Source organism: Janthinobacterium sp. PSPC1-1 (genome assembly GCF_049897625.1).
Classification (GTDB): domain Bacteria; phylum Pseudomonadota; class Gammaproteobacteria; order Burkholderiales; family Burkholderiaceae_D; genus Janthinobacterium; species Janthinobacterium tructae.
In genome coordinates, this window is sequence record NZ_JAFCWP010000002.1 from 407,108 (window position 1) to 420,076 (window position 12,969).

Here is a 12,969-nt window from a genome sequence, read left to right on the forward strand (position 1 = left end):
CTACAATGGCGCCATAATGTTGCACTGCACAATATCGGCCTGACGTGCCGCAGCACCGCCCCAGGAGTCGTCGTGACCTTACCCAAGCTGTTTCAAAATCCGTTTCGCCGCTGGCTCAGCCGTAGCGGCGGCGGGCGCCCGAGCGTGCTCGTCAAGCAGTTGCATGAGCGCGACCGGCGCCGCATGATGAAGCATTTTCTCTCTCTGGAGAAAAGCGACCGCTTGCTGCGCTTCGGCAGCACCTTGCCCGATGAACTCGTGGCCCAGTACGTGCAGAAGATGGATTTCTCGCGCGACATGATTTATGGCGTCTACAACAGCCTGTTCAAGCTGGTGGGCGTGGGGCATCTGGCGTTCGCGCCGAAGGACAAGTCGCCGGCGAAAAGTGTCGTCACGGACAAGGAGCAGGTGGCCGAGTTTGGCGTGTCCGTGTCGAAATCCATGCGCGGCATGGGCGTCGGGTCGAAACTGTTCGAGCGGGCGGCGATACACTGCCGCAACAACGATGTCGATACCCTGTACATGCATTGCTTGTCGTCCAACAAGACGATGATGCATATCGCCAAGAAGGCGGGCATGGAAATCCAGCGCGACTATGGCGAAGCTGATGCTTACTTGAAACTATTGCCGCCGAACCCGACCAGCATGCTGCAGGAAGCCGTGCAGGAGCAGTTTGCCATGTTCGACTACACGCTCAAGGCGAACGCGCGCGCCGCATTCAAACTGTGGGATCGCTTGCCGGGGCGCAAGAAGAAGCCCGAGCCACCGTCACCGCCGTCACAGTAAGGGCAGGGCCGTCGTATCCTTGATGCGCTGCAAGGCAAAGCTCGATTTGACGTCCAGCACGGCCGGGTGGCGCAACAGGGTGGCCATCATGAAGCGCGAAAAGTGCTCCATGTCTTCCACGTGTACGCGTAATAAATAATCCATTTCGCCCGTCATCGCATAGCACGCCACCACTTCCGGCCAATGCGCCACGGCCACGGCGAAGTCGGCGCGCGGCGAGGTATTCGTCACCAGGTTGGGCGCCAACACGCGCGCCGTGCTGTGCGCGGTGGCGTCGCTGTGCTTTTCCAGCCGCACATTCACATAGGCGAGCAAGCCCAGGCCGATCTTTTCCGGGTCCAGCAGGGCCACGTACTGGCGGATGACGCCCGCTTCTTCCAGCCGTTTGACGCGGCGCAAGCATGGCGACGGCGATAGGCTGACCTGTTCGGCCACGTCCTGATTCGACAGGCGGCCATCGGCCTGCAGGACGGCAAGGATCTTGCGGTCCGTTTTATCCAGCGTAATTTTGCTCATGCTCCCTCCGGTGGTTCTCGTTTCACGCAATATTATTGCGCAAATCATGATTGTTCGGGAGATCTTTGGCATTTAATGCCCGTGACCCACGCCTATACTGTGCGCTACTTCTTGGAGGAGACATCATGCAATTTCAGCCTTGGGATAACCCGATGGGTACCGATGGTTTCGAGTTCGTCGAGTATGCAGCACCAGACCCAAAAGCATTGGGCAAGCTGTTCGAGAACATGGGCTTCACGGCCATCGCGCGCCACCGCCACAAGGATGTGACCCTGTATCGCCAGGGCGACATCAATTTCATCATCAATGCCGAACAAGATTCGTTCGCGCAGCGTTTTGCCCGCCATCACGGCCCGTCCGTGTGCGCCATCGCCATCCGCGTCGACGATGCGGCCTTTGTGTACCGCCGCGCGCTGGAACTGGGCGCCTGGGGTTTCGACAATAAAACGGGACCGATGGAGCTCAATATCCCCGCCATCAAGGGTGTGGGCGATTCGCTGCTGTACTTCGTCGACCGCTGGCGCGGCAAGGGCGCCGACAAGGAAGGCGCTGCCGCACCGGGCGGCATCGGCGACATCAGCATCTATGACGTCGACTTCGTCGCCATTCCCGGCGCCGTCGCCAACCCCGTCGGCCATGGCCTGACGTATATCGACCACCTGACGCACAATGTGCACCGTGGCCGCATGAAGGAATGGGCGACGTTCTATGAAAGCCTGTTCAATTTCCGCGAAGTGCGTTATTTCGACATCGAAGGCAAGCTGACGGGCCTCAAGTCGAAGGCCATGACTTCGCCCTGCGGCAAGATCCGCATCCCGATCAACGAATCGTCGGACGACAAGTCGCAGATCGCTGAATACCTGGACCAGTACCATGGCGAAGGCATCCAGCACATCGCGCTGGGCACGGACAATATCTATGCTTCCGTGCAAGGCATGCGTGATACGGGTATCGATTTCCAGGATACGATTGAAACGTACTATGAACTGGTCAACCGCCGCCTGCCGAACCACGGCGAGCAGCTGGAAGAACTGCGCCGCCTGCGCATCCTGATCGATGGCCACAGCACGGAAACGGAACGCGAACTGCTGCTGCAAATCTTCACGCAGACAGTGATCGGCCCGATCTTCTTCGAGATCATCCAGCGCAAGGGCGACCAGGGCTTCGGCGAAGGCAATTTCCGCGCCCTGTTCGAATCGATCGAGCTGGACCAGATCAAGCGCGGCGTGCTGAAAGATACGAACGCGGCGTAAGCTGGTGGTGTTTGTCGGCTTACGCCGTTCCGGCTAAGCCGACCTACAGATTGATGCTGGCTGTAGGTCGGATTAGCGCAGCGTAATCCGACATTGCCAGCATGACGAGGTACTAAAAAGCAGCAAAAAGGCAAGAACACGGGAGTGCAGTGCAGCAAAAGAACTGCGCGCATTCCTGTGGTAGTCTACGACAAACAAGTCATTTTTCCGCACCGGCATGCTCACAAAGCCCAGCCGGTACGTGTGAGTTCAACCGACTTTGCACGCGTAGCACAGAGAATAATGGAGACAAGTAATGAATGCACCAATCAAGGGCTCGAGTCTTGAGCCGGGCGCGCACGCGTCCGAGATTTCCCTGAACGACAAATACACGCTCGAACGTGGCCGCGCCTTCATGACGGGCACGCAAGCGCTGATCCGCCTGCCCATGCTGCAGCGCGAGCGCGACCTGAAAGCTGGCCTGAATACGGCCGGCTATATCACCGGTTACCGCGGTTCGCCTGTGACGTCCGTCGACATGACGGCGATCAAGGCCAAGAAATACCTCGATGAACACCACGTCAAATTCCACCCGGGCCTGAATGAAGACCTGGCCGCCACGGCCGTCTGGGGCACGCAGCAAACGAATCTGTTCGAAGACGCGAAGTACGACGGCGTCTTCGGCATGTGGTACGGCAAGGGCCCCGGCGTCGACCGCTGCGGCGACGTCTTCAAGCACGCGAATAACGCCGGTTCCGCCAAGCACGGCGGCGTGCTGGTGCTGGCCGGCGACGACCATGCGGCGAAATCGTCGTCCACGGCGCATCAGTCCGACCATATCCTGAACGCCTGCGGCATCCCCGTGCTGTACCCGTCGTCGGTGCAGGAATATATCGATTACGGCTTGCACGCCTGGGCCATGAGCCGCTACACGGGCCTGTGGGTCTCGATGAAATGCGTAACCGACATCATCGAGTCGGGCGCCGCCGTCGATTTCGACCCGGACCGTGTGCAGATCGTGCTGCCCACCGACTTCGAGATGCCGGCCGGTGGCTTGAATATCCGCTGGCCCGACACGGTGCTGGAACAAGAAGTTCGCATGAACAGCTATAAATGGTATGCGGCGCTGGCCTATGCGCGTGCCAACAAGCTCAATAAAATCATCTGGGACAGTCCGAAGGCGCGCATCGGCATCATCACGGCCGGCAAATCCTACCTGGATACGCGCCAGGCGCTGGCCGATCTGGGCATTGACGAGCAAACGGCATCCGATATCGGCATTCGCCTGTACAAGATCGGCATGACCTGGCCGCTGGAAGCGGATGGCGTGCACGAATTCGCCAAGGGTCTCGACGAGATCCTGGTGGTGGAAGAAAAGCGCCAGATCCTCGAATACGCGCTGAAGGAAGAGTTGTACAACCTGAAGGATGGCGAGCGTCCGCGCGTGGTCGGCAAGTTCGACGACACGGGCGAATGGAGCAACCAGAAGGGCACCGGTCACGGCGACTGGCTGCTGCCAGCCACGTATGAGCTGAACCCGGCCATGATCGCGCGCGCGATCGCCAGCCGCATCTCGCGCTATTACGCCGGTCACCCCGTCGAGCAGCGCGTGAAGGAGCGCATCGCCTACCTGGAAGCGAAGGAAAACGTCCTCAAGGCCATCAGCGCGAAACCCGATCCGCAAAAGGACCGCACGCCGTTCTTCTGCTCCGGCTGCCCGCACAATACCTCGACCAAGGTGCCGGAAGGCTCGCGCGCGCTGGCCGGCATCGGCTGCCACTACATGGTGCTGTGGATGGACCGCGAAACGTCGACATTTACCCACATGGGCGCCGAAGGCGTCACCTGGGTGGGGCAGGCGCCGTTCACGAATGAAAAGCACGTGTTTACCAACCTAGGTGACGGCACGTATTTCCACTCGGGCATCCTGGCCATCCGCGCCGCCGTCTCGGCCAAGGTGAATATCACCTACAAAATTCTGTTCAACGATGCGGTGGCCATGACGGGCGGCCAGGAATTCGATGGCCCATTGTCTCCGGCGATCATTTCGCGCCAGATCGCCGCCGAAGGCGTCGGTCCCATCATCGTCGTCACCGATGAGCCGGAAAAATACCCGTCCGATTACGCCTGGGCCGAAGGCGTCACCGTGCGCCACCGTTCGGAACTGATGGACGTGCAGCGCGAACTGCGCGACATGCCCGGCGTGTCGGCCATGATCTACGACCAGACCTGTGCTTCGGAAAAACGTCGTCGCCGGAAACGCAATGAATACCCGGACCCGGCCAAGCGCGCCGTCATCAACGAAGCTGTCTGCGAAGGCTGCGGCGACTGCTCCGTGCAATCGAACTGCCTGTCGGTGGAACCGCTGGAAACGGAACTGGGGCGCAAGCGCCAGATCAACCAGTCGTCTTGCAACAAGGATTTCTCGTGCACGACGGGTTTCTGCCCCAGCTTCGTGACGGTGGAAGGCGGCGGCCTGAAAAAGCCGAAAAAAGCCGCTGCCGCCGACAAGGACGCACCGGCCGCGCCGGCCTTGCCGACGCCGACGATTCCTTCGACGGCCGAGCCGTTCGGCATTCTGGTCACCGGCATTGGCGGCACCGGCGTGGTCACCGTGGGCCAGATCCTGGCCATGGCGGCGCACGTGGAAGGCAAGGGCTGTTCCGTGCTCGACATGAGCGGCCTGGCGCAAAAGGGCGGCCCCGTGATGTCGCACGTGCGCCTGGCGGATCGCCAGGAAGACATCCACTCGACGCGCGTCGGCACCGGTGCGGCCGACCTGGTGATCGGCTGCGATTTGATCGTCACGGCCAGCCGCGACGCCCTGTCGCGCATGGGAGAAGGCCGCAGCTGGGCCATGATCAACTCGACCAGCTCGTCGACGGCCGCGTTTGTGAAGAACCCGGACTGGCAATTCCCCGGTGCTTCGGCGCGCATGGAAATCGAAAAGGCCTGCGGTACGGATCATGTCGATTTCATCGACGCGGGCCAGATCGCCACGGCGCTGATGGGCGACTCCATCGCGACGAACATGTTCATGCTCGGTTATGCCTGGCAAAAGGGCAAGGTGCCGTTGACTGAGGCGTCGATCATGAAGGCCATCGACTTGAACAACGTCTCGGTGGCGTTCAACAAGGCCGCCTTCAACTGGGGCCGCGCGGGCGCCCACGATACGGCCAGCCTGGTGCGCATGACGACGCCAGCGAAAGTGGTGGAATTCAAGCGCATCGACACGCTCGACGACATCATCGAAAAAAGAGTCGCCTTGCTGACGGCCTACCAGGATCGCGCCTATGCGCAGCAGTACCTGGACTTCATCAGCCAGGTGCGCACGGCTGAAAGCGCCCTGAATGGCCCGCATCTACGCCTGACGGAAGCCGTGGCCCGCTATTTCTACAAGCTGATGGCTTACAAGGACGAGTACGAAGTGGCGCGGCTGTACACGGACGGCGCCTTCCAGGCGAAGATCGCCGCCATGTTCGAGGGCGATATCAAGCTCAAGTTCCACCTGGCGCCACCGATCATGGCAAAAACGGATGCCCAGGGCCATTTGATCAAGAAGGAATATGGCCCGTGGATGCTGAAGGCCTTCGGCGTGCTGGCCAAGTTGAAGGGCTTGCGCGGCACGGCCTTCGACGTGTTCGGCCATACGGCCGAGCGCAAGACGGAGCGCGCGCTGATTCTTGAATACCGCGCGACGGTGGGCGGCTTGCTGCCGAAACTGACGACGGCCAAGCTGGCGCAAGCCGTGGCCATTGCCAGCATCCCGGAAGACATCCGCGGCTATGGTCACGTGAAGGAACGTCATTTGAAGGCGGCGAAAGAGAAGGAAGCCAGTTTGCTGATCGCCTTCAACGCGCCGACGCCGCTGCCGCCCGTCGTGGCAGCGCCCGTGGCGGCCAGCGTGGCGTGATGGTGTGATGGTGTGATGGTGTGAGTATGACGCTGACACAATGGCGCCTACGGGCGCCATTGTGTCAAAGAAAACAACGCCTGCTTGCAAAACATATTATAATTTTTCGATAATTTCTTTTCGGAAAGTTTGTCATGCGTTCCCTGCGCTTTTCCTCCTTGCCTGTGCCCCTTGCTCGTCCTGTCGTCCTTTCCATTGCGTTGCTGTTGAGTGCCTGCGGCGGCGGAGGTGGCGGCAGCGACACCGCGGCCGTTGTGCCGCCCGTCACGCCGACGGATCCTGCGGCGCTGGTCGCTGCATCCACGGTGGCGAACCGCTGTGAGGCGCCGCGCAGCGGCAGCAGCATCGACAAGCCGGGCACCCTGCTCGATGAACTGACGTGGGTGCGCAGCTGGATCGATGAAACGTATCTGTGGTACCGCGAAGTGCCGACCTCGTACCAGCCGCAAAGCTTCACCACGCCCATCGCGTATTTCGACGTGCTGAAAACAACGGCCACGACGGCGTCCGGCAAGCCCAAGGACCAGTTCCATTTCACGTATCCAACGGCAGAGTGGGAGAAGGCGCAGAATGGCATCGAACTGGGCTACGGCATGTTGCTGGCGCAGACGCGTAACACGCCACCGCGCAAGGCCGTGATCTCGATCGTCGAACCAGGTTCGCCGGCGGCCCTGGCGGGCTTGCAGCGGGGCGACCTGCTGCAAAGCATCGATGGCGTCGATTTCGTCAATGCCGCGGACGCGGCCAGCGTGAAGATCATCAACGCCGGCCTGTTCCCTGCGGCCCAAGGCACGCATGCGCTCAGTTTCAGCCGTGACGGAACGGTGCGAAACGCCACCCTGCAGGCGGTCGAGGTCAGCACGAGCGCCGTGCAGAACGAGCGCATCATCGACACGCCCACGGGCAAGGTGGGTTATCTGACCTTCAACACCCACAATAATGTCGCCGAGCGCCAGCTGGTCGAGACCATGCGCCGCTTCCAGGCGGCCGGCATCAGCGACCTGGTGCTCGACGTGCGCTACAACGGCGGCGGCTATCTGGATGTCGCCAGCGAACTCGCTTACATGATTGCCGGCCCGCAAGTCACCACCGGCAAGACCTTTGAGCAGGTGCTCTTCAATGACAAGACCCGGCCGAAAGCACCCGTGCCATTCCATGCGCAAAGCCAGGGTTTTCCCGGCCCGAATCCCCTCCCCAAGGGCACGCCATTGCCCTCGCTGGGGCTGACGCGGGTGACCTTGCTGACGACGGGCAATACCTGCTCGGCCAGCGAAGCCATCATCAACGGCTTGCGCGGCGTGGATGTGCAAGTCAACCTGATCGGCGGCACGACGTGCGGCAAGCCCTACGGTTTTTACCCTGCGCCGAATTGCGGCACCACCTATTTCGCGGTGCAGTTTCAGGGCGTCAATGCCAAGGGCTTTGGCGACTTTGCCGACGGCATGGCGCCGACCTGCGACGTGACGGATGATTACCAGCACCAGCTGGGCGATCCGGCCGAAGGCATGCTGGCGGCGGCGTTGCGCTATCGCAGCAGCGGCAGTTGCACGCCGGCCACAGGCGCGACCAGGCTGTTGAGTTCGATGCAGAGTCCCGCCGACACGGCGACGCGGCTGCTGCGGCCGGCCTACAAGGAAATTGCCGTCATTCGCCATTAAAGCGTCTGCTTCTGCCATGGCCTCGCCATGGCGCCTGGCGTTTTCCTGCTCATGAATCTTTCCATATAACAATTTTGATATATGGAAAGATGAATCCATTCGTTTTGTAATTGCTGGCATCTTGATATCTTTCGCCTTCTCCCTAACCTTGAGAAGCCCAAAGATGCCTATACAATTCAAGTTGCCACCGCTCACCATCGCCGTACTGGCCATCCTGGGCGGTTCCGCATGGCAGGCGCACGCGCAAACGCAAGCGCCCGCAGCGGACAAGCAGCCGGCGGCCACCCCGCCAGCCGTCGTGGTCACCGGTTCGCGCATTCCCCGCGCCAGTCTGGAGGGACCATCGTCCGTCACCATCCTGACGGGCGATGAAATCACCAAGCAAGGGTACAAAAACGTCTTCGATGCGCTGACCAATCAGGTACAGAACAGCGGCTTTACGCAAGGCGAGGACTTCGGCAACACGTTCACGCCGTCGGCCAATACCATCAGCCTGCGCGGCCTGGGTCCGAACCACACCTTGATTCTGCTCAATGGCCGCCGCCTGGCCGACTTCCCCGTCGCCTATGAAGGCACGGTCAACTTTACCAACCTGGCGAATATCCCGTCGAGCATCGTCGACCGTATCGAGATACTCAACGGCGGCGCCTCGGCCATCTATGGCTCGGACGCGATCGCCGGCGTGGTCAACGTGATCCTGAAAAAGCAGACGGAAGGTTTCGATATCAACGTCAAGGCGGGCGGCACCACGCGCGGCGGCGCCGGCAACCAGCGCGTGCAGCTGACGGGCGGCGGCAATTTCGACAAGCTGCACACCTTGTTCAGCGTGGAGCTGAGCCAGCGCGATCCGCTGTCGAGCCTGCAGCGCGACTTCATGGCCACCCGCTCGGGGACGCCGACGAATATCGCCTCGCGCCGCGTGGTACAGGCGGGCACCTCCGGCACGTATGTGGACCTGGGCGACACCTGCAAGCAGTTCGGTGACCTGTTCGGCGGCAGCGTCGTCAAGTACCAGGCGAAGAATGGCAGCTATTGCGCCAGCCCGAAAGTCGGCCCCACTTACTGGACCACGCAAACCAAGAACCGCAGCCAGAACGTGTTCGGCAGCGCCAACTATGAGCTGTCGCCGGAAACGACCCTGTTCGCCGACTTCCTGATCGGAAAAAACTCGACGGAAAACAATACGCGCGGCCCGACATGGACGTCGTCGTCGACGGGCAGCAGCTATTTCCGCAACCAGAATACGAACAAATACGAAGCGTGGACGCGCTATATCTCGCCCGAGGAAATGGGCGGCGTGGAGCGTTACAACCGCAAGTGGGACGACCTGGCCACCGCCATCTCGCTGGGCGCCAAGGGCCGCATTCCCGGTACGTCGTCCTGGCAGTATGAAGCGAACTACAACGCCTCGGTGTACAAGAGCGAAAGCCACACGCCGCGCGCGCTGGCCAATATCGACAGCTTCTTCCTGGGTCCGAAACTGGGCACCGACGCTGCCGGCGTGCCGATCTACGCACCGGATCCGGCCCGCTTGTCGCGCCGCGTGACGGCGGCCGAATTCGACAGCATCACGGGCAATTCCGACAGCGACGACAAGGCCTGGACGAACACCCTGAGCCTGGCCACGAATGGCGACCTGTTCCAGCTGCCCGCTGGCGTGGCAAAGATCGCCACCATCGCCGAAGTGGGCAAGCAGGGCTTCAGCAATGTGCCCGATGCGCGCCTGAACGACGGTTACTTCAACGTCGCCACCAAGTCCGATATCACGGCCGGCACGCGCACGCGTTATGCGCTGGGCGCGGAAGTGAACCTGCCGTTGCATGAAAAGCTGACCGGTACCCTGGCTGGCCGTTATGACCGCTACAGCTTTGCCGGCCGCAGCGATGGCAAGTTCACCTACAACGGCGGCCTGGAACTGCGTCCCGCACCGGAGCTGCTGTTCCGTGCCAACTACGCCACCAGCTTCCGCGCGCCGGACATGAACTATATCTACAAGGCGCGCGGCACCGGTTACTACTCGAGCACCACCGATTACTACCGCTGCGGCGCTGCCGGACAGGCCATCGAGGACTGCGACTACGCGAATAAATCACCTGGCGCCGACTATGTGCAGAACGGCAGCAAGGATCTGCAGTCGGAAAAAGGCAAGTCGTTCGGCGTGGGTGCCGTCTGGTCGCCAAGTTCGAATTTCGACGTCTCCGTCGATTACTGGAACATCAAGATCGACGACCTGGTGACGAACCTGAGCGCGGACAAGATCCTGCGCGACGAAGCCGATTGCCGCCTGGGCAAGCTCGACATCAATTCGCCTACCTGCGCCGATACCCTGGGCCGCGTCGAGCGTTTCGCGGCCAATGCCCTGAACCGCGCCGGCGAGATCAAGACCATCACGGTCAATCCGATCAACGCGGCCAAGCAGAGCAGCAGCGGTATCGACATCAGCGTCAAGTATTTGCTGCGCACGGCGGACTATGGCCGCTTTGCCTTCAAGGCCAATTACGCCAAGGTGCTGAGCAATAAATCGCAGCAATTTGCTGGCGACGAAGAGATCGACGAGCTCAAATCGCTGAACAATTCGGATTGGCGTGACAAGCTGAACCTGAGCGTCAACTGGAGTGCAGGGGACTGGTCGAACACCTTGCTGGTCAGCCGCTACAGCAAGATCCCGAACGGCGGCGGTACCGGCTACCTGACGCCGACGGCGCTGGCCAATATCAGCACCGTGTACCGCATCAACGACCGTGCCACGCTGTCACTGATCGTCAACAACGTGTTTGACAAGATCAAGCGCGACGACAGCGGCGGCTGGCCGTACTACCCGGTGGGCAGCTACAGCCCGCAAGGACGCCAGGGTTGGGTAGAATTCAACTACCACTTCGGCTCGTAATTCACGCTTGCCAAAGCAAGGCCGGAGCAGCAGACGCTGTTCCGGCTTTTTTACTTTGCGCGGCGTTTTTACCTGACCGCCACTCTATAATTGTCCGCTTGTCCCCCTTGATGGAGCTCGCCTGATGCTACGCCACGCCCTGCTGTCCGCCGCCATGTTGTCCCTGTTTGCCGTCAACGCGCATGCCGCGCGCGATATGCGGCTGTTTTCCCTGAAAACGGCGGCCGAGTACTCAGGTTTCAAGAGTACGGGCCGCTACGAGGAAGTGGAAGCCTTGTGCCGGCGTTTCGAGGAGCACCATCCGAAACAGGTGCGCTGCTTTGAATTTGGCCGCACGCCGGAAAACCGCCCCATGCTGGCGCTGGCCGTTTCCAACACGGGCGCGCTGACGCCGGACGAAGCGGCGCGCCGCAAGCTGCCGGTACTGCTGGTACAGGGCGGCATCCATGCGGGCGAAATCGACGGTAAGGACGCGGGTTTCCTGGCCCTGCGCGAAGTTTTGGAAGGCAAGGCGGCGCCCGGCGCGCTGGACAAGCAGGTGCTGCTGTTCGTGCCGGTCTTCAATGTCGACGGCCATGAGCGCTTCGGCCAGTGGAACCGGCCGAACCAGCGCGGTCCCGTGGAAATGGGCTGGCGCAGCACGGCGCAAAACTACAATCTGAACCGCGAATACATGAAGGCCGATACGCCCGAGATGCAGCACATGCTGGCGCTGGTGAACGCCTGGGATCCGCTGGCGTATGTCGACTTGCACGTGACGGACGGCGCGCAGTTTGAACCCGATATCTCCATCCAGGTCGAACCCGTGCATGCGGGCGATGCCGCCTTGCGCGCGGCGGGAACGGCGCTGCGCGACGGCGTGCTGGCCGACCTGGCAAAGCAGGGTTCCGATCCGAAGCCGTTCTACATGTCATTTGCCGAAGAAGACAATCCGCAGTCGGGTTTTGTCGATTCGACGCCGAACCCGCGCTTTTCGCACGGCTATTTCCTGTTGCGTAACCGTTTCGGCGTGCTGGTGGAAACTCATTCGTGGAAGGACTACCCGACCCGCGTGCGCATCACGCGCAACACCATCGTCTCGCTGCTATCGCAAGTAGCCCAGCATGGAGCGCAGTGGCGGCAAACGGCGCTCGAGGCGGACGCGCGCGCGACGCAGATGGCCGGCAGCACCTTGCCGCTCACGTATAAAACCACTGAGAAAAGCCGCATGATCGCATTTCGCGGCTATGCCTATACGCGCACGCCGTCCGAAGTGTCGGGCGCGCTGATGACGCGCTATGACGAAAAGACGCCGCAAATCTGGAACGTGCCGCTGCGCGACGAGATCGTGCCCGACCTGCAGGTGGCCGCGCCGAAGGCCGGCTACCTGGTGCCACGCGCGCAGGCGGCCATGGTGGGCGCCAAACTGCGCCAGCACGGCATTGCCTACCGGGAAATGCGCAGCATCTTCGCCAGGCAGAAGGTGGAAGTCTTCCGCGCCACGCGGGTGAAGTTTGGCGCGCAGTCGTTCGAGGGACGCCAGACGGCGGCGGTACAGGGCGAATGGCAGAAGGAAGAGCGCCTGGTCGATGCGGGTGTGCTGTACGTGCCCGTCAACCAGCCGAAGGCGCGCCTGGTGATGGCGCTGCTCGAGCCGCGCGCGCCCGACTCGCTGCTGGCCTGGGGCAGCTTCAACACGGCGTTCGAGCGCAAGGAATACATGGAGGACTATGTGGCCGAGGATGTGGCGCGCGCGCAGCTGGCGGCCGACCCGGCACTGGCGGCGCAGTTCCGGCAGAAGCTGGCCGACGAGCCCGAGTTTGCCAGGAATCCGCATGCGCGCCTGGAGTTTTTCGCCCGCCGCCACGCCTCGTGGGATGAGCGCTTGAACCTGTACCCGGTCATGCGCGTCGACGTGGCGCCCGTCAGTTTCATGGATTGACAAGGCTCATGATGAGCGTGACGCGGAAATGCTATTCTTTCTATCCTCCGCGTCAG

7 protein-coding genes are annotated in these 12,969 nt (G+C 61.5%); 6 read left to right on the plus strand and 1 reads right to left on the minus strand.

Translation table 11 applies throughout. The annotated features are described in order from the left end of the window. The first annotated feature begins 72 nt into the window (after window positions 1-72). A complete protein-coding gene (locus ACP7EG_RS09400) occupies window positions 73-786 on the plus strand; it encodes a GNAT family N-acetyltransferase (RefSeq protein WP_096233337.1) in 714 nt (237 codons plus the stop codon). Here the strand turns inward: ACP7EG_RS09400 and ACP7EG_RS09405 are convergent. Continuing rightward, window positions 778-1,302, minus strand: a complete 525-nt coding sequence (locus ACP7EG_RS09405) for an Lrp/AsnC family transcriptional regulator (protein WP_070220829.1) — start codon at window positions 1,300-1,302, stop codon at window positions 778-780. The genes ACP7EG_RS09400 and ACP7EG_RS09405 overlap by 9 nt on opposite strands. Before the next feature lie 125 nt (window positions 1,303-1,427). Between ACP7EG_RS09405 and hppD the strand changes: the two genes are divergently transcribed. From hppD to ACP7EG_RS09430, 5 genes are all read left to right on the plus strand, one after another. After that, complete coding sequence (gene hppD / locus ACP7EG_RS09410) at window positions 1,428-2,555, plus strand: 4-hydroxyphenylpyruvate dioxygenase (RefSeq protein WP_426087416.1); 1,128 nt, start codon at window positions 1,428-1,430, stop codon at window positions 2,553-2,555. Window positions 2,556-2,850: 295 nt separating this feature from the next. Continuing rightward, window positions 2,851-6,447 (plus strand): indolepyruvate ferredoxin oxidoreductase family protein, encoded by a 3,597-nt coding sequence (locus tag ACP7EG_RS09415; protein ID WP_426087417.1) that lies wholly within the window; start codon window positions 2,851-2,853, stop codon window positions 6,445-6,447. A 134-nt stretch (window positions 6,448-6,581) separates the two neighbouring features. Beyond that, window positions 6,582-8,105, plus strand: coding sequence for a S41 family peptidase (locus tag ACP7EG_RS09420; protein WP_426087418.1), 1,524 nt, complete (start codon window positions 6,582-6,584; stop codon window positions 8,103-8,105). Window positions 8,106-8,268: 163 nt separating this feature from the next. After that, on the plus strand, window positions 8,269-10,992 hold the full coding sequence (locus ACP7EG_RS09425) for a TonB-dependent receptor plug domain-containing protein (RefSeq protein ID WP_426087419.1): 2,724 nt from the start codon (window positions 8,269-8,271) through the stop codon (window positions 10,990-10,992). 124 nt (window positions 10,993-11,116) lie between these two features. After that, window positions 11,117-12,913: a M14 family metallopeptidase gene (locus ACP7EG_RS09430; RefSeq protein ID WP_426087420.1), complete on the plus strand. Its 1,797-nt coding sequence runs from the start codon at window positions 11,117-11,119 to the stop codon at window positions 12,911-12,913. Window positions 12,914-12,969: the final 56 nt, after the last annotated feature.

What these genes read in the sequence shown, in the direction of transcription:
- ACP7EG_RS09405 (WP_070220829.1), bottom strand. Translation starts at nt 1,302, where the DNA reads ATGAGCAAAATTACGCTGGATAAAACGGACCGCAAGATCCTTGCCGTC.
- hppD (WP_426087416.1), top strand. Translation starts at nt 1,428, where the DNA reads ATGCAATTTCAGCCTTGGGATAACCCGATGGGTACCGATGGTTTCGAG.
- ACP7EG_RS09415 (WP_426087417.1), top strand. Translation starts at nt 2,851, where the DNA reads ATGAATGCACCAATCAAGGGCTCGAGTCTTGAGCCGGGCGCGCACGCG.
- ACP7EG_RS09420 (WP_426087418.1), top strand. Translation starts at nt 6,582, where the DNA reads ATGCGTTCCCTGCGCTTTTCCTCCTTGCCTGTGCCCCTTGCTCGTCCT.
- ACP7EG_RS09425 (WP_426087419.1), top strand. Translation starts at nt 8,269, where the DNA reads ATGCCTATACAATTCAAGTTGCCACCGCTCACCATCGCCGTACTGGCC.
- ACP7EG_RS09430 (WP_426087420.1), top strand. Translation starts at nt 11,117, where the DNA reads ATGCTACGCCACGCCCTGCTGTCCGCCGCCATGTTGTCCCTGTTTGCC.